The sequence below is a fragment of the Paracidovorax valerianellae genome (assembly GCF_900102625.1).
Classification (GTDB): Bacteria; Pseudomonadota; Gammaproteobacteria; order Burkholderiales; family Burkholderiaceae_C; genus Paracidovorax; species Paracidovorax valerianellae.
Genome location: NZ_FMZC01000003.1, coordinates 338,327 through 355,997 on the forward strand (window position 1 = coordinate 338,327; position 17,671 = coordinate 355,997).

The following is a 17,671-nucleotide window of genomic DNA, read 5'->3' on the forward strand; positions in this document are numbered from 1 at the left end:
CCCGGTTCGTCCTGACGCGGCGACCTGCCCGTGCATAGATGGCTGCGGCCTGGCGCGAACACGTTCCCTGTCCTTTTCGCTGACCCGGCCTGCCGGGCGCGCCGCTTGCCGCTGCCGACCGCGCGGTTCAGCGGCGCGCGCCGTGCGCCGGCTGCCCGCGTGCTGATCGATGCCATGACCACCACAACCCTTTCTCTCGTTTCTCCCCGCCCATCCACGCCAAGGCCGATGCCCGCGTCATCGGTGCGCACCGGATCACCCTCGGCCGACACCGAGGCACGCCTGCAGCGTCGGTTGGCGAGGTCGCCCCTTGCCCACGCGGTGCTGGCGCTGCTTGCCAGCGTTGCATCGCCTGCAGCGTCGGCGCAAGAGGGGCCGTCCCGGTCGGTGCCCACGCTGGCGCCCGTCACCGTGTCTGACACGCCCGCCGAGCCGATGGGCCGGCTGAACCTGGACACCCCCGCCGAAACCGGCAGCCGCCTGGGCCTGACGCCGCGCGAGACGCCGGCATCGGTCACCGTGGTGGACCGCGCGACCATCGAGGCGCGCGGCGCGCAGGACACGCAGGAGATCCTCCGTGCCGTGCCCGGCGTGACAGTGCACAACGCGCCGGGCTCGATGGCGGCCAGCTACCGGGGCTTCAACAACAACTCGGTCACGCAACTGTTCAACGGCATCACCGTGCAATACGGCAGCGCCACGCGCGCGGTGGACAGCTGGATCTACGACCGCGTGGAGGCGATCGGCGGGGCCTCGGGGTTCTTGTACGGCGCGGGGGCGGTGGGCGGCTCGCTCAACTTCATCACCAAGACGCCCGACCGCAGCGGCGACTTCACGGAAGGCCGCCTGCGCCTGGGCTCGTATGGCCTGAAGGAAGCATCTGTCGGCATCAACCGCCGCATCGCCGGGCCGCAGGATGGCAGCGCCGCACCAAGCCCGGGGTCGAGCCCCGGACCGAGCCCAGGGCCGAGTCATTACGTGCGCCTGGACGTGAACCACCGCGACGCCGGCAGCTGGACCACCGGCACGCAGACCCGGTCCACGCAACTGGCCGCATCCCTGCTGTCCGACCTGGGCGGCGGATTCACGCACCTGCTGGCCTACGAGTTCCAGAAGGAAACGGTGGACCGGCCCTACTGGGGTACGCCGGTGCTCAACCCCAGCAGCGGCGCGCTGCGCATCGACCCGGGGACGCGGTTTGCCAACTACAACAGCGCCGACGGCATGTATGCCCAGCGTGTGCAGTGGCTGCGCTCGATGGCGCAGTGGCGGGTGTCCGATGCGCTGCAGTGGCGCAACACGCTGTATGCCTACGACGCGCTGCGCGACTACCGCAACGTGGAGACGTACCAGTTCAATGCGGCCAACACCTTGGTGTCGCGCGGCAGCGCCTTTCTGCAGCGGCACGATCAGCAACTGGTGGGCAACCGCACCGAGGCCACGTGGCACGGCACGCTCGCCGGCCGGCAGAGCGACTGGGCGTTCGGCCTGGACGTGAGCGTGAACCGGCAGACGCGCTTTCCCAACAGCCTGTCCGGCACGGTGAGCACGGTGGACCCATACCGCTTCACCACCGAACGGTTCTTCGACATTCCCGGCATGGCGCCGGGATTTCGGGCCGACCGCGACAACCGCGTGCAGACCACGGCGGTCTTCGCAGAAAACCGCACGGCGCTGGTGCCCGGCGTGCACCTGGTGACCGCGCTGCGGCACGAGCGCATCGCGCTGGAGGTGAACAACCGCCGCGCCATCACCGCCACGAGCCCGGCCGCGTTCGACCGCAGCTACACGCCCACCACCGGCCGGCTGGGCGTGGTGTGGGACGTGGCACCCGGCGCCAACGTGTATGCGCAGTACGCGACGGCGGGCGACCCGCCTTCGGGGTCGCTCTCCACCGCATCGTTCGCCGACGTAGCCAACAACAGCGCGCTAACCACCGGCCGCCAGGCCGAGGTGGGCAGCAAATTCGACTTCTGGGGCGGGCGCGGCACGGCCACCGTGGCGGCGTTCCAGATCACGCGGCGCAACATCGCCTCGCAAGACCCGAACAACCCTGCGTTCACCGTGCAGGTGGGTGAGCAATCGTCGCGCGGGGTGGAGGTGGCCGCAGGCCTGCGGCTGACCGACCGCTGGCAGGTGCAGGCCAACGCGATGCGCGCGCGTGCCCGCTACGAGCAGTTCGTGCAGGGCGGCGTGTCGCTCGCGGGCCGCACGCCCATCAACACGCCCGAGAGCGTGGCCAACCTGTGGCTGGGCTACGCGATCACGCCTGCGCTGCAGGCCACGGCGGGCGTGCGGCGCGTGGGGCGCATCTATGCGGACGCGGCCAACACGCAGTATTGGCCTTCGTACACGCTGCTGGACCTGGGGCTGGCATGGAAGCTCTCGCCCACGGCCACGCTCACCGGGCGCATTCGCAATGCCACCGACCGCATCTACGCGGCGGAGGCCCGCAGCGCGCAGGTGTACCTGGGCGCGCCGCGCACGGCGGACGTGTCGCTGCAGGTGGCGTTCTGACCGCGGCCGGGAGACCTGACATGCCACCGCTTCGCCTTACGGGCATCGCCCGCAGCCTGCGCACCCTGCCAATGCCGGGCCTCGGCCCTGCCAAGCGCTGGCTGTTTTTGACGCACCGCTGGCTGGGGGTGCTGCTGTGCGCCTTCTTCGCCATGTGGTTCTTCTCCGGCATCGTGATGATGTACGTGGGCTACCCGCAGCTCACCGAGGCCGAGCGCACCGCGCACCTGCCGACGCTGGGCGACGGCGCGGGCCTGCTGGAGCCCGCCGCCGCGCTGGCAACCGCCGGGCTGTCGCAGACGCCGCTGGCCGACCTGCGCCTGGCTGTGGCGAGCGGTGGGCAGGCCGTGTATCTGGTGCGGCCCGAAAGCGCGCCGCCGCGTTTGGCCGCCACGGTGATCGATGCGCGGACGGGCGAGGTGCTACAGGCAGTGGATGCGATCCGCGCCCGGGCCAGCGCCATGGCCTGGGCGGGGAGCGGCGTGGCGGCGGACCACGAGGGCACGCTGCAGGAGGACGCCTTCACCCATTCGCGCGGGCTGGACGCGCACCGGCCGCTGCACCGCGTGCGCCTGCACGATGCGGACGACACGGTGCTCTACGTGTCCGGCACCACGGGCGAGGTGGTGCGCGATGCGCCGCGCACCGAGCGCCTGTGGGGCTATGTGGGCACCTGGATCCACTGGCTCTATCCGCTGCGGGGCAACGCGCTGCAGCCTTACTGGAGCGCCACCGTGAACACGCTCGCCGTGGCGGGCACGCTGGCCGCGCTGGCCGGCACGGTGGCGGGCCTGCAGCGCTGGCGGTTTCGCGGCCGCTACCGCAGCGGGGCGCGCACGCCTTACCCCACGCGCGCCATGCGCTGGCACCACGTGCTGGGGCTGGCGTTTTCGCTGGCCACCATCGCGTGGATCTTCAGCGGCTTCATGTCGATGAACCCGTGGAAGCTGTTCGACAGCGGCGCGCCGCCGCTGCGCATGGCTTCGCTGCAGGGCGGGCCGCTCACCATGGCTGAGCCAGCGGGCGACAGCGCCCGGCAGGCACCGCTGGCCGCGCTGCTCGCCCAGGCCGGTGGCGCCACGCGCGAGCTGCGCTGGGTGCGCGCCACGGGCCGTACGCTGGTGCTGGCGCAGCCGGCCCAGGGCGCGCCCGAAGTGCTGGACACCGCCACCGCCGCGCCCACCGCCATCGACGCCACGGCGCTGCAGCACGGCATTGCCGGGCTGGTGGCCGCGCCGCTGGTGCGCATGGACACGCTCGCGCACTATGACCTGTACTACTACGCCCGCGCCTCCCACACCATGACCGGCGCCCCGGCCAAGCCCCTGCCCGTGCTGCGCGCCGTGTTCGCCGACGAGCACGCCACCTGGGTGCATGTGGACCCGCGCACCGGTGCCGTGATGGGCCGCCTGGACGACCACCGCCGCGCCAGCCGCTGGCTTTTTGCCATGCTGCACAGCTGGGACTGGGTGCCGCTGCTGGAGCGGCGGCCGCTGTGGGATGCGGTGATGCTGCTGCTCGGCCTGGGCGGTGCGGCGCTGAGCGGTACGGGCATGGTGATCGGATGGCGCCGCCTGCGGCGCAAGGCAAGCCAATCGGGCAAGGCGGGCCAAGCAGGCAAGACGCAGACTGCAAAGCGCCCCGTGGCAAGGGCCTGAGTGCAGTGATGTGATGGGTGCAGTGACGGGGCGCGACGGCACAGGCGCGTTGTGCGGCGCCCTGCCACGTCGCATCTCATCGCGTCGCATCGTCGCATCGTCGCATCGTCGCATCGTCGCATCGTCGCATCGCAGATTTAGATCAAAACCGCCCTCTGCCGCCGTATTCATTGCGCTGACGGCTATAAAAACAATAGCAAACGATTGGCTACCAATGGCTCAGTACCTTTGCGCCGCCACCGCTCTACAACTGAAAGCCCACCGCCCGTACCACGCCCTCGGCGATGTCGCGCGGCCAGGACGGCCGCCGGGGAACGAACGGCCGGGCCAGGGCGATCTGGCGCGCGCACCAGTCCGAGAGCCATTGCACCTCGGCCGGGCCGTAGAACGCCGTCATCGCCTCGTAGTTGAGGAACAGGCTGCGCGCATCCAGGTTGAGCGAGCCGGACAGGGCCAGGTCGTCGTCGATCAGCACGGCCTTGGCGTGCACCATGCCGGGCGCCAGCCATACCTCGGCGCCGGCCAGGCCCAGCTCGCGCAGGGCACGCTCGCGGGCCCAGTCGGCCAGTCGGTGGTTGGAGCGCCGGGGCACCAGCAGGCTCACGCGCACGCCGCGGCGGCAGGCCATGCACCAGGCTTCCAGCAGCGCATCGTCGGGCACGAAGTACGGCGTCACGGCGACGATGCGCTCCTGCGCGTGGTAAGCGCCTGCCAGCAGCAATGCGTGCACGGTGTCGTCGGCATGGTCGGGGCCGCTGGGCACCCACTGCGCCAGGGCGCCGTGCTCGGGCCCGGTGGGCAGCGGCTGCTTCAGCGCGGCGCGCACCAGCCGGCCGCTGGCGGTGCTCCAGTCGGCGTCGAACTGCGCGGCGGCTTGCAGGGCGATGGGGCCGTGCACTTCATAGCTCAGGTCGATCCAGGCCGGGTGGCCGGGCTGGTCCAGAAAATATTCGCAGGCCAGATTGCGCCCACCGCTCCACAGGCGCTCGCCATCGGCCACCACCAGCTTGCGGTGGTTGCGCAGGTTGGTGCGCCCGCGCATCGGGTTGTGCAGCATGGGCATGAAGCGGCGCACCTGCACGCCCTGGGCCTGCAGGGTGCGCACCATCACGTTGGGCGTGGCGAGGCTGCCCACCGCATCCAGCAGCAGCCGCACCGCCACGCCGCGCTGGGCGCATTCGCCCAGGGCCTGCGCGACCTGGCGGCCCACCGGGTCGTCGCCGAAGACGAAGGTGCACACGTCCAGGCTGCGCTCGGCCGAGGCGATGGTGGCGCGCAGCGTCTGCAGCGCCTGCGCGCCGTCGGCATGCAGCACGACGCGGTCGTTGCGCACCGCGGGCTCCAGCTCCATGCTGGCCAGCAGGCGCGCCGCCCAGGCGGGCCCCGCCGGCAGCGCGGCAGCGGCCATGGCCTCCTGCTGCGCCTTGCGGGGGCGGCGCAGGGGCCGCGCGAACTTGCGGGTGCCGAACAGCACGAAGAGCGGCACGGCCACGTACGGAAACGCCACGATGGCGACCACCCACGCGATGGCTGCCGAAGGATGCCGCCGCTGGTGCCCGATGCGCGTGCCCATCACGTAGACCAGCAGGCCCACTGCCACGAACACCGCGTGGCCCAGGCCGGAGAGAACGGCGAACCCGGTCAAGCCTGGCCCTCGGCCGATGAAGGCGGCACGCCGAACCGCACCGACACGCGCAAGCCGCCCAGGCGGGGCGAGCCGTCCAGATCGACCTGCGCCTGGTGCATGCGTGCGATCGACTGCACGATGGCCAGGCCCAGGCCGCTGCCCGCCACCTGCGCACCGCCGTCGGCGGCCTGCGGCACGCGATAGAACCGGCCCAGCACGCGCTCGCGGTCGCCCTCGCCGATACCGGGGCCGCTGTCTTCCACCACCAGGGTGACGGTGCCGGGCCGGGCCGCACCCGCATCGCCATCGCCGTCGCCGTCGCCACCCGCATCCCGGCTGTCCGTTGTTGTCGCCCCATCCGGCGCCGCGATCACGTGCACGTCCACCACGCCGCCGTCGGGCGTGTACTTGACGGCGTTGTCCACCAGGTTGCGCAGCAAGATGCGCAAGGCCTCGGCATGGCCCGCCACCGGGGCCGCATCGGCCGTGGCCAGGCCCAGGTCGATGCCGCGCTGCTGGGCGGCCGGCGCCGCGTCGGCCACGGCCTGCAGCGCCAGATCGGCCAGCACCACCGGCTGCGCGGGTGCGCCCGCGGCCACGCTGGACTCCTGCCGCGCCAGCGCCAGCAGTTGCTCCACGAGCCGCGTGGCGCGGTCGATGCCGGCCGACAGCCGGGCCACCGCCACGCTGCGCGCCTCGGCATCAGGCGCGCGCAGCAAGCCTTGCGCCTGCAGCTTGAGTGCGGCCAGCGGCGAACGTAGCTCATGCGCGGCATCGGCCACGAAGTGCTGCTGCGCCTCGAAGGCACGCTGCACCCGCACGAAGAGCAGGTTCAGCTCATCCACCAGCGGCTGCACTTCGGCAGGCAGCGCCTCGCCATCGACGGGCGACAGGTCATCGGCCTGGCGCTGCGCCACCTGGCGGCGCACACGCTCCACAGGCGCCAGCGAACCGCTCACCACCCACCACACGGCCAGCGCCAGCAGCGGCGCCATGAGGGCGATGGGACCGGCCGTGCTCAGCGCCAGGTCGCGCGCCATGGCCTTGCGCGCCGCCATGTCCTGCGCCACCTGGATCACCTGCGCGCGGGTCTGCACCGAGAACACGCGGTAGGTGGTGCCATGCGCCTTCACGTTCGAAAAACCCAGCACCGCACGCTGCGGCAGCGCCGCGCCCACGGCGGACTCGAACACGCGCGACCCTTCGGAAGACCAGACCTGCACGACGAACTCGTAGCTTTCGTCTTCGTGCACCAGCGGAGCGGGCGCATTGGCCGGCACTTCCGGCAAGCCGGGGCGCAGCGCCATCGCCATCTGCTCCATGTGGTAGTCGAAGATTTCGTCGGCCTCGGTCAGCGCGGAGCGGTACGACAGCGCAATCTGCAGCAGCGCGGTGCACACGATCGCCCCCAGCAAAAACCAAAGCAGCCGCGCGCGCAGCGAATGCGCGGCCGACGCATGCCCGGCCGCGAGCGGCGCGTGGGCCTGGACGGGCGGGCTGGCGTCCGTTGCTGCGGGCTTCTTCATGCCTTGGGCACCATGTAGCCCACGCCGCGCACGTTCAGCAGCAGGTCGGCCCCCAGTTTCTTGCGCAGGCCATGCACGTACACCTCCACGGCGTTGCTGCTGATCTCGTCCTTCCAGCCATAGAGCTTTTCTTCGAGCTGCGTGCGCGACAGCACCATGCCCGGCCGCGCCAGCAGCGGCTCCAGCACGGCCCATTCGCGCGCCGACAGCACCACGGGCGTTCCGTTCACGGTCACCTCGCGCGTGGCCGGCAAGATCCTCACGCCCTTGTGTTCGTACGCCGGCTCCGCCCGCCCGGCCGCCCGCCGCGTCAGCGCGCGGATGCGGGCGAGCAGTTCGTCCAGTTCGTAGGGTTTGAGCACGTAGTCGTCGGCGCCGGCGTCCAGCCCTTCGACACGCTGCGCCAGCGCATCGCGCGCGGTGGCCACCAGCACTGGAGTGCGGTCCTTGCGCGCGCGCAGGTCACGCAGCACGGACAGGCCATCGCGGCGCGGCAGGCCCAGGTCGAGCAGCACGAGGTCATAGGTCTGCGTGCGCAGGGCGGTATCGGCCATGTCGCCATCGCGCACCCAATCCACCGCGTAGTGCTCGGCGCGCAGCAGGTCGTGCACGGCTTCCCCGATCATGGTGTCGTCTTCGACGAGCAGCAAGCGCATGGGCGGCCCTCTTCTTCTTTCTTCTTGTCAGGTCAATCAACGCCACCGCGCCGGTAGCGGCTGCGGCCATCGCAGCGCCAGCGGCGCGGGTGTGTGGGGTGGCGAAAGGTGAGCGGCTTCCATGGCCGCCAAGCATAGCGGCCCGGTCCGCCGCTGCCGCGTAGGACGCGGTCAGCCCAGCGGGACCGGCACGAAGATCTTGTCGCCGTCGCGCTGGATCAAAAGCGCCACCGATTTGCCGGCCTTGGCCATCGCCTCGCGCACCTGATCCACCCCGCGGGCCGGCGTGCCGTTGATCGCCAGCAGCACATCACCGGGCTGCACGCCCGCCAGGGCGGCAGGGCCGCGCGCATCTTCCACCAGCAGGCCGCCGTCCACGCCGGCATCGCGGCGCTCCTGCGGCTGCAGCGGCCGCAGCGCCAGGCCCAGCCGGCCCTTGCCTGCGGACTTTTCGGTGCTGGCGATCTTGTTGGCCTTCTCGCTCGCATCGCCCAGCGTCGCCATGAACTCCACCGGCTTGCCATGGCGCCACACCTCCAGCTTGGCCTGTGTGCCAGGCGCCGCCTGGCCCACGATGGCCGGCAGGTCGCCCGACGCCACGATGGGCTGCCCGTTCACGCTGCGGATCACGTCGCCCGACTTCAGGCCCGCCTTGTCGGCCGGGCCGCCCTCTTCCACGCCGGCCACCAGCGCGCCCTCGGGCTTGTCGAGCTGGAACGAGTCGGCAAACGCCTGGTTCACCTCCTGCACCGACACGCCCAGCCGCGCATGGCTGGCCTTGCCCGTGGCCACGATCTGGTCCTTGACCTTGGCCGCCACCTCGATCGGAATGGAGAACGACACCCCTTGGTAACCGCCCGATCGGCTGTAGATCTGAGAGTTGATGCCCACCACCTCGCCACGCGCATTGAACAGCGGGCCGCCGGAATTGCCGGGGTTCACCGCCACGTCGGTCTGGATGAAAGGCACATAGCTGTCATCGGGCAGCGAGCGGCCCTTGGCACTGACCACGCCCGCCGTCACGCTGTTTTCAAAGCCGAACGGCGAGCCGATCGCCAGCACCCATTCGCCAACCGCCAGGTTGCGCGTGCTGCCTAGCTGCACCACGGGCAGGTCCTTGGCATCGATCTTCAGCACGGCGATGTCGGTCTTCGGGTCCGAGCCCAGCACCTTGGCCCGAAACTCGCGCCGGTCGGTCAGCTTCACCGTGACCGTGTTGGCGCCTTTCACCACATGGGCATTGGTGAGGATCACCCCGTCCGCACTCACGATGAAACCCGAGCCTTCACCGCGCGTGGGCACCTCGCGCTGCCGGCCCGGGGCCTGCGCGCCGGGCGGCACCATGCCGAAACGGCGGAAGAACTCGAACATTGGATCGTTCGGGTCCATGCCCTGCGCGCCGCTGCGAGGGTGTGCCGCGGTTTCGTCATCGTCGTCGTCCGAATCGGTCAGCGATGTCTTGGTGGTGCCGCTCACGCTGATGTTCACCACCGCCGGGCCATTGCGCGCGGTGATCTGCGCAAAGTCCGGCGCCGTCACGCCCCCGGTGTAGGGCATGGCGGCAGGCTGCGTCACTGCGGGCGGCACCGCGGCACGGCTCGGGTGCATGTTGGTCACCAGCCCTGCGCCGGTGGCTCCGATGGCGCCAGCGGTCAGCAGGGCCAGGGTCAGACGGCGAGGGGTCGAGAGAACGGAGTTCATGGCAGTCCTTTCGTTGGGTCGTTGCATGGGGGCAGTTTGGGCAACGAGACTTAGGTGTGGCTTAGGGACTGCCAACGCCTTCACATCCTCTCAGCCCCCCGGCCGCGAGAACTCCATGACCCAATTGGTCTCCCAGCTGCGCCCCTCATCGTCCGAAAACGCTTGCTCCCAACGGGGCGTGCCGGTGGCCAGGTTTTTCGTCCAATAGAAACGCACTTGGACTGGCCGGCCCTCGAACATGTCCTGGCCGAAAAACAAGCCCCGGTCCGTACCAGAAAACCCTCCGACCACGGGCGACCAGAGCATGTCCGTTGCAGGGTCCAGACCGCCTGTCACGTTGTCCAGCCAGTAGATGGTCCAGCGCTTGTTTTGCGGATTGAACAGGCGCAGCGCCATACCAACGTAGCCTGCGCACCAAGTGGCGGGAATGAAGTCGTCGCAGTTGGCGATGCCGCCGGGCAATGGACGCGCTGTGCCTGTCGCGTCGAAGGTCTCCCACTCGGTACAGCCTGCGAGCCGCCGCACAAGGCGGGTATTGCGGATGTGCCAGGGGCCCATCAGGAAATCGAAATCGCTGGCATCGCCAGTGGGTGGAATCGTGTCGGGAAGGTTCATGGTCTGCCTCGGAAGGTGGCGGGTCATGCGTGCAAGGCCGAGTGGGCCGTGGGCTGGAGGCGATGACTTTCGGGGGCCTTCGCGAGCCAGGATGCGAGGCCGGGCGCCACGTCGCGCTGCCATGCGCTGCTGTTGGCGAAGTTGTCGAGGGCTTGCGCATCGTCGAACAGCGCCAAGCCGAGCAGCACCGGCTCGCCTTCGCGCACGGGCAGGCGCGGGAAGGTGTTGGGGCTTGCATCGCTGGCATACCACGCGGTGTGGCGGGCGCCGCCCGTGCGCAGCACGGGGTCCATGTGATGGCGGCAATGGTCCAGCAGCGCGGGCGTTGCGGGCTCGTTCAGATAGAACACCGTGGCATCGAGCACGTCGTGGGCCAAGCCGTTGGCGCCCGCGGCTGCGCGGTTCGCCGGCAAGCCCGTAGCGGCGCCTGGCCATGCGGGGTGCAGCAGCAGCACGTTGTCCGAATCGACCATGGTGGCGTTGGCAGCATCGCGGTGCGCGGCCCAGACGGGCCCGCCGTAAAAGGCGGCGAGGGCCCGCTGGCGCGCAGGCATGTCGGCAAAGCCGCGCAGCCAGACGAAGAGATCGGGCCGGTCCAGGTCGATGAACTGGCCGATCACCCGCATGCCTTCGCGCTCCTGCGTTTCGAGGAACTCACGGTCGAACAGGTCGATGAGCATTTCGCGCTGGCCGGGGTGCAATGCGTATTGGCGGAATTCGACGATGGAGCAGTCGGCGAGCGGTGGAGCGGAGGGAATGGCGGTGGCGATGGTGGACATGCGGCGTTCCTGGGGTCGAAGGGTTCACGGAAAGAGGAAGCCCGCAGTCTGCGGCGCCATACCTGCCAAGGCATGGCAGGTATTCGCTGCATACTGTCGCGAGCAAAAAATTCTCGTAGCCGGACTCTCCCACCATGCGCGCCAGTCGCCTGCTCTCCATCCAGATGCTGCTCGAAACCCAGGGGCGCATGAGCGCGCAGGCCCTGGCCGGGGCACTCGAAGTCTCGGTGCGCACGCTTTACCGCGATGTGGACCAGCTCACCGCCGCCGGCGTGCCCATTTATGCCGAGCGGGGGCGCCATGGCGGGTTTGCGTTGCTGCCGGGGTGGAAGACCACGCTGACGGGGCTCACCCCATCCGAAGCGCAGGCCGTGTTCTTGAGCGGGTTGCCCGGCCCGGCCGGCGACCTGGGCCTGGGGGAGGATGTAGCGGGCGCGCGCCTCAAATTGCTGGCGGCACTGCCCGCGCCCTGGCGCGAAGATGCGCAGCGTGTGAGCGCGCGGCTGCACCTCGACCCCGTGGACTGGTACCGCGAGAGCGAGCCCACGCCGCACTTGGCGACGGTGGCGGCCGCTGTGTGGAGCGGCCAGCAACTGGCCTTGCGCTATGAGAGCTGGGCCGACACGGTGGAGCGAACGGTGGGCGCCCTGGGCCTGGTGCTCAAGGCCGGTGTCTGGTACCTGGTGGCCCTGCCCACCGGCAACGGTGCGAAAGAAGGAGGACCACGCACTTACCGCGTGTCCAGCATTCGCGCGGCCACGGCACTCGGCACTGCGGTGCGGCGCCCGGCGCGGTTCGATTTGCCGGCCTACTGGGCGCAGTCCATCCGCCGGTTCGAGTCGAGCCTCTACACGGGCGAGGCGGATCTGTTGGCCACGCCTGCAGGCCTTAAAGGACTGAGCGCGCTCAGCGCCGCAGTGGCACGGGCAGTGGCGACAGCTGTGGCTGCGCCATCGCGCCGTAAGGATGGCCGCGTGGCGGTCACGATTCCCATCGAATCGGTGGACCACGCCTGCGGACAGCTCATGCGCCAATCGCCCGAGGTCGAGGTGCTGCGCCCGGTGGCGTTGCGGCGCGCACTGGTCAAGCGCATCGAAGCCACTGCGCGGCTGTATCGGCTGCGCTGACACCGCACGGGTTCACGACCTGTCGCGATCTTTCACAAGGACAGGTCATCAAGCCGGCTGATGACACAGGCGAATGGTCAGCCGCGGCTGCGCAGCGTGCGGCTCAGCAGCACGACCGGTACCAAGCCCACCGCCACCAGCGCCAGCGAGGGCAGCGCGGCTTCGCCCAGGCGCTCGTCGCGCGCCAGTTGGTAGGCGACCACGGCGAGGGTGTCGCTGTTGAAGGGCCGCAGCACCATGGTGGCGGGCAGTTCCTTCATCACATCCACGAACACCAGCAATGCCGCAGCGGCGGTGGAACGCTTGAGCAGCGGCCAGTGCACGCGTGCCAGCAGGCCGGCGCCGCCCGCGCCGAGCATGCGGGCGGAATCGTCCAGGCTGGCAGGAATGCGCGCGTAGCCGCTTTGCATGGATTGCAGGGCCACCGCGCAAAAGCGCACGAGATAAGCCCACACGATGCCGACCGCCGTGGCGGTGATGATCGACGGCAGCCCCCATTGCGGCGCGGCGGCCTGCAGCCAGCCCACGGGCAGCAGCAGGCCGACGACGATCACGGCGCCGGGCACGGCATACCCCAGGCTCGCCAGCTGGGCCACGCCCCGCGTGAGCGCGCCGGCCTGCCGGCGCACGGCAAAGGCCAGCACCAGGGCGATGGCCACGGCCAGCACGGCGGTGATGCTGCCCAGGCGCACGCTGTTGCCGGCCCATTCCAGAAAGCGCGACCAGGGCAGCACGGACCAGTCGGCCGCCAGCGGCCGCAGCATGAACGCCACCGGCGCCACGAAGCCGAACAGCACCGGCAGCACGCACACCGCCCACGCGGCCACGCAACGCAGGCCCTGCAGCCGCTGCGGCTGGGCCTCGGCTGAGCCGGCACGGCCGGCACCGCCCGCGGCAAAGCGCATGCGCCGCTGCGCGCGCTGCTCCAGTTGCAGCAGCAGCATGACGAGCACGAGCAGGATGGTGGCCAGCTGCGCAGCGGCAAGCCGGTTGTCCATCGACAGCCATGCCTTGTAGATGCCCGTGGTGAATGTTTGAATGCCGAAGTAGCTCACCACGCCGAAGTCGGCCAGGGTTTCCATCAGGACCAGTGCCACGCCCGCCGCGACGGCCGGGCGCGCCAGCGGCAGCGCCACGGTGCGCACCCGCCGCGCCAGAGGCGCGCCCAGCAGTCGCGCGGCCTCCATGAGGTGGGCCGCGCGCTCGCCCAGGGCAGTGCGCGCGAGCAGGTACACGTAGGGATACAGCGAGAAGATGAAGACCCACACGGCCCCGCCCAGGCTGCGTACTTCGGGCAGCAACCGGCCCTGCAAGCCATAGGTCTCGCGCAGCCACACCTGCAGGGGGCCGCTGAACTGCAGAAAGTCGGTATAGGCGTACGCGGTCACATAGGCCGGCATGGCCAGCGGCAGCAGCAGCAGCCATTCCAACGTGCGCCGTCCCCTGAAATCAAACAGCGTGACGGCCGCCGCCGTGGCCGTGCCCACCACCGCAGCACCGATGGCCACGGCCAGCCCCAGCCAGACCGTGGTGACGAAGTAGCCCGGCAACACGGTGGCCGCCATTTCGCGAAGGATGGCCCCGGCCTCGGCGCCCCCCACCGTGCCCGGCAACCAGGAGGCGAGCACTGCCAGCACCGGCAATGTCAGCGCGGCGGCCAGCAGCAGCAAGGGAATGGATCGCAGGGCGGAGAGCAAGCGGGGCAACGGGCGGCCTTGGGAATGGAAGGAGAAAGGACGACGGAACGCCGGAGCGAAGAGCGGCACGCGCCATCGGGAGCAGAACGCGAAATGCCCTGAATGGCTTGCCGATGAAAGCCGCGAGATGCAAATGCGAATTCTACGCATTGGCGCCTTCTAGAATCGCGGCCATGTTCCTTGAAGTCTCTCAACTGGAAGTGCGCTACGCCGGCCGTGCGCAAGCTGCCGTGCGCGGCGTCACCCTCGGCCTGGCCGCGGGCGAGATCGGCGTGCTCATCGGGCCGTCGGGCTGCGGCAAGACCACGCTGCTGCGCGCGGTTGCCGGGCTGGAGCCCGTGACGGCCGGCGAGATCCGGCTGAGCGGTGCGCTGGTGGGCGGCGCGGGCCGCAGCGTGCCGCCGGAGCAGCGGCGCATCGGCATGGTATTCCAGGACTACGCCCTCTTCCCTCACCTCTCCGTGGGCCGCAACGTGGCGTTCGGCATCCACCGCCTGCCGCGCGCCGAGCAGGCCGCCCGTGTGGACGAAGTGCTGCGGCTCGTCGGGCTGGAAGGCAGCGCGGCACGCTTTCCGCACGAGTTGTCCGGCGGCCAGCAGCAGCGGGTGGCCCTGGCCCGCGCGCTGGCGCCCCGGCCACAGTTGATGCTGCTGGATGAACCGTTTTCCAACTTGGACGTAGACCTGCGGGAGCGCCTGGCGCACGAAGTGCGGGGCATTTTGAAAGCCGCAGGCGCCACCGCGCTGTTCGTCACGCACGACCAGTTGGAAGCCTTTGCCATCGGCGACCGCATCGGGGTGATGGAAAGCGGCCAGTTGCACCAGTGGGACGACGCCTATGCGCTCTACCACCGCCCCGCGATGCGCTTCGTGGCCGACTTCATCGGCCACGGCGTGTTTGCGCCGGCCACGCTGGAGCAGCGCGGCGACAACGTGGTGGCCCGCACGCCACTGGGCGACCTGACCGACATCGCCGAATGTCCGTTGCCGACCAGCTACCCCGGCGGCGAATGCGATGTGCTGCTGCGTGCCGACGACGTGGTGCACGACGACGCCTCGCCCGTGCAGGCCCGCATCGTTCGCAAATCATTCCGGGGCTCTGAATTTCTGTACACGCTGCAACTGCGCGACGGCCTGACCGTGATGGCCCACGTGCCGAGCCACCACGACCACGCGGTGGGCGAGTGGATCGGCATTCGTCCGCAGGTGGACCACGTGGTGGCGTTTCCACGGGCCTGAGGCGGCGAATCAGCCTGGTTCAGCAGGCAGCGACGCCCTGTGGCGGCCGACAGGCTCGCTATGACAGGAACAGGGCGATGAAGACCGGCGCCAGGACGGTCAGGATGAAACCGCTGACCAAGGCCAGCGGAATCGCATCGGGGTGGCAGGCTTGCTTGACGATCGGCAGCGTGGAGTCCAGCGCCGTCGCGCCGGCGCTGCCGATGCCGATGGCCGGGTGGTACCGGCCGATCGCGTAAAGCGCGACGATGGCGATCAGCTCACGGAACAGATCGACCATCAGCGCCATGGTCCCGTAGGTCTGGCCCAGGTGCTGGCCCACCATCACGCTCGACAGCGTGAACCAGCCGAAGCCGCTGGAGAGGGCCAGAGCGACCTTGAGGCTCTCTCCCGTCGCCCAGGACGACGCCACGGCACCCACGAACGATCCGATCACGACCAGCACCGGCACCGACAGAACCGCCCAGGAAAACCAGCGCGCGTTGAGCTTCACGGTCGCCAGATCGATCCCCACCAATACGATCAATGCCAGCAAGATGGCAGAGCTGGACGGCAGCCACAGGGCGCCTGCCAGATAGGTCTCATTGATGAAAAAGAGCGCACTGCCCAGCGCCACCATCGACAGGGCGATGCAGCATTCCTTCAAGGGGGGCCAGACTGTGCGGAACCCCGGCTTGCCCGCCGTTTTTCCAGCGTTGCCGTTGCCGTTGCCGTTGTGACTGCTGCTGCGGATGCCCGCCGCAAAAATCAACCCGCAGGGCACCAGCGTCGTCAGCAAGGCAAAGACCGCGGCGGTCTTGACGACCTGACCCACCGATTGCGCAGAAAGAATGACTTCGCCGAACTCGACGCCGATCAAGAAAAGCAAAAGCCAGACGAGCGGCAATATCAACCGGATCAATGCCCCGCCAAAACGGGCCGGTATTATTTTGCCGGCCACAAAACCCCCGGCGAGTGCCAGAACGATAGGAAGCAACGCGTAAAAAACACCCATGGTTTATATGCTCTGCCTCATTCTGGAAAAGTCGATGAGTATAACGCAGCGTTCTCCGTCACCCGATCCATTCTCTTTGCTGCGAATCGGCGTCACATAATGGGAAACGCGTGGGTCATGGACGACGAAGCTTTCCATGAATCGAGACAATTCGAATTCGGCAATGACGTCCTCTTTGGGCACTTCATGCAATCCGAGGCCCCGAGCCTGCACCGTGCCGATGTAATTGGTGCCGCCCGCCGTGCCACTGGTTCTGCGCATCAGGTGGGCAAAGGTGAAGGGCTCTCCGTCCTGGTGAAAGCAGTCGGGTGAACTGATTCCGAGGTCCGACGCCGAGCCCGAGCGGAGCTTCACGAAGTGCACGCCGAAATAGATCGGCGCCCGGCGATCGGCCTCCGACCAGAAGGTGTGCGAGAAGTCCTTCCTGATCAGGTCACCCAGGAAATCGGTGGCTTTCGCCTCTTCGCTCAACGCGCGAAAGTAGCGAATATCGGGGTGCTCCGGGTTGTTGCCGCCCTGGTCGTAGCCGGACAGGCGCGCGCCGTGGTCGTCCTCTGCCGTCGGAATCCAGTGGATGTCCGTCTGCTCCGTCCACGGAAGGATGATGCCGTTGCCATAGCGCCGGAAACGCTTCACCTTGTCCGGTGCATAGGGATCGTGCTCCAGTCGATCGAATTCCCGGTGGAGGGTTTTGAGCTCTTCCGAATCGCAATCGATCTCTGGAACGAATTGGCAATAGCCGAATTGCTTGAGTTGCGTTTGAATCATTGGCATAAGCGTGAAATGACACTCCCATAAATCTTTGAAATAAACATCTCAAGAATCAAGGATGATGCACCGCTGGCATTACCCAAACGCAATAAGCCATGCCGCATTGGCATAATGAAAGATGCATTCCGATGCATTTCCCGGTTCGCTTATATTGAGCGCTTGATCTTGAGCGACAGCAATGCTAATAAGGAGGAAAGCATGAAGGGAATGCAAGAAATGAGATTTAAATACCACCCATCCTCATTAAATTAGATATTTCCCGTCATTACCTAATTTAAGCAATATGGACAATATTGATCGAAATCTGCTGACGGCTTTGCACCAGGACGCCAAGACCACCGTGAAGGCGTTGAGCGAGCGGGTGGGCCTGTCTCAGCCCAGTTGCGCCGAGCGCATCAAGCGGCTGGTCGACCAGGGAGTGATCGAAAAATTCTCGATCCAGATATCGCCCAAGGCCATCGGCTTCCCGATTGCCGCCATCGTGCGGGTGCGGCCTTTGCCCGGCGAGATGTTCCGGGTCGAGGAGGTGATTCGCGATATCGATGCCATCGTGCAGTGCGACAAGGTCACCGGCGACGACGCGTTTTTCTGCCGGCTGTATCTGCGCGACATCGAAGAGCTGGACCACTGCTTGGGCAAGATCGCCCCCTATGCGACGACCAGCACGTCGATCGTCAAATCGACGCAGATCGCCAACCGGCTTTTACCGCTGCACGAGCCGGCTCGCGTCTGTTAGCGGAAATAAGGAGTGATTCGCCAGCATCG

General features: G+C 68.5%; 14 protein-coding genes. 5 read left to right on the forward strand and 9 right to left on the reverse strand.

The window, feature by feature from the left end; all coding sequences use genetic code 11:
* Nucleotides 1-174: 174 nt before the first annotated feature.
* Entirely contained in the window at nt 175-2,517 is a 2,343-nt protein-coding gene (locus BLT03_RS06880; protein ID WP_434802334.1) for a TonB-dependent receptor, read from the forward strand.
* 71 nt (nt 2,518-2,588) lie between these two features.
* Nucleotides 2,589-4,175 carry a PepSY domain-containing protein gene (locus BLT03_RS06885; RefSeq protein WP_092742019.1) on the forward strand — a complete coding sequence of 529 codons (1,587 nt, stop codon included), beginning with the start codon at nt 2,589-2,591 and terminating at the stop codon, nt 4,173-4,175.
* A gap of 244 nt (nt 4,176-4,419) precedes the next feature.
* Here BLT03_RS06885 and BLT03_RS06890 read toward each other — a convergent pair whose 3' ends face one another.
* From BLT03_RS06890 to BLT03_RS06915, 6 genes are all read right to left on the reverse strand, one after another.
* Nucleotides 4,420-5,820 (reverse strand): phospholipase D-like domain-containing protein, encoded by a 1,401-nt coding sequence (locus BLT03_RS06890; RefSeq protein WP_092741632.1) that lies wholly within the window; start codon nt 5,818-5,820, stop codon nt 4,420-4,422.
* Nucleotides 5,817-7,328 carry an ATP-binding protein gene (locus BLT03_RS06895; RefSeq protein ID WP_092741634.1) on the reverse strand — a complete coding sequence of 504 codons (1,512 nt, stop codon included), beginning with the start codon at nt 7,326-7,328 and terminating at the stop codon, nt 5,817-5,819. Before BLT03_RS06895 ends, BLT03_RS06890 begins: the two co-directional genes overlap by 4 nt.
* On the reverse strand, nt 7,325-7,984 hold the full coding sequence (locus BLT03_RS06900) for a response regulator (protein WP_092741636.1): 660 nt from the start codon (nt 7,982-7,984) through the stop codon (nt 7,325-7,327). The genes BLT03_RS06895 and BLT03_RS06900 overlap by 4 nt, the downstream gene beginning before the upstream one ends.
* 171 nt (nt 7,985-8,155) lie before the next feature.
* Nucleotides 8,156-9,685, reverse strand: coding sequence for a DegQ family serine endoprotease (locus BLT03_RS06905; RefSeq protein WP_092741638.1), 1,530 nt, complete (start codon nt 9,683-9,685; stop codon nt 8,156-8,158).
* 90 nt (nt 9,686-9,775) lie between these two features.
* Complete coding sequence (locus BLT03_RS06910) at nt 9,776-10,300, reverse strand: hypothetical protein (protein ID WP_092741640.1); 525 nt, start codon at nt 10,298-10,300, stop codon at nt 9,776-9,778.
* A gap of 23 nt (nt 10,301-10,323) precedes the next feature.
* On the reverse strand, nt 10,324-11,079 hold the full coding sequence (locus tag BLT03_RS06915; RefSeq protein ID WP_175537686.1) for an NIPSNAP family protein: 756 nt from the start codon (nt 11,077-11,079) through the stop codon (nt 10,324-10,326).
* Between the two features lie 134 nt (nt 11,080-11,213).
* On the opposite strand from BLT03_RS06915, the gene BLT03_RS06920 reads away from it, so the two are divergent.
* Nucleotides 11,214-12,206 carry a helix-turn-helix transcriptional regulator gene (locus BLT03_RS06920; RefSeq protein ID WP_092741642.1) on the forward strand — a complete coding sequence of 331 codons (993 nt, stop codon included), beginning with the start codon at nt 11,214-11,216 and terminating at the stop codon, nt 12,204-12,206.
* Between the two features lie 77 nt (nt 12,207-12,283).
* Here BLT03_RS06920 and BLT03_RS06925 read toward each other — a convergent pair whose 3' ends face one another.
* Nucleotides 12,284-13,912, reverse strand: coding sequence for an ABC transporter permease (locus BLT03_RS06925; protein ID WP_092741644.1), 1,629 nt, complete (start codon nt 13,910-13,912; stop codon nt 12,284-12,286).
* Nucleotides 13,913-14,076: 164 nt separating this feature from the next.
* Here BLT03_RS06925 and BLT03_RS06930 point away from each other — a divergent pair, with 164 nt between their 5' ends.
* On the forward strand, nt 14,077-15,141 hold the full coding sequence (locus tag BLT03_RS06930) for an ABC transporter ATP-binding protein (RefSeq protein ID WP_092741646.1): 1,065 nt from the start codon (nt 14,077-14,079) through the stop codon (nt 15,139-15,141).
* Between the two features lie 58 nt (nt 15,142-15,199).
* Here the strand turns inward: BLT03_RS06930 and BLT03_RS06935 are convergent, their stop codons facing one another.
* Both BLT03_RS06935 and BLT03_RS06940 read right to left on the reverse strand, forming a co-directional pair.
* The gene (locus BLT03_RS06935) at nt 15,200-16,135 is read right to left on the reverse strand and encodes a LysO family transporter (RefSeq protein WP_092741648.1); all 936 of its coding nucleotides are present in this window, start codon (nt 16,133-16,135) and stop codon (nt 15,200-15,202) included.
* Between the two features lie 3 nt (nt 16,136-16,138).
* Nucleotides 16,139-16,903 (reverse strand): 2OG-Fe dioxygenase family protein, encoded by a 765-nt coding sequence (locus BLT03_RS06940; RefSeq protein WP_092741650.1) that lies wholly within the window; start codon nt 16,901-16,903, stop codon nt 16,139-16,141.
* Between the two features lie 286 nt (nt 16,904-17,189).
* Between BLT03_RS06940 and BLT03_RS06945 the strand changes: the two genes are divergently transcribed.
* Entirely contained in the window at nt 17,190-17,642 is a 453-nt protein-coding gene (locus BLT03_RS06945) for an Lrp/AsnC family transcriptional regulator (protein WP_092741652.1), read from the forward strand.
* The last annotated feature ends 29 nt before the right edge of the window (nt 17,643-17,671 follow it).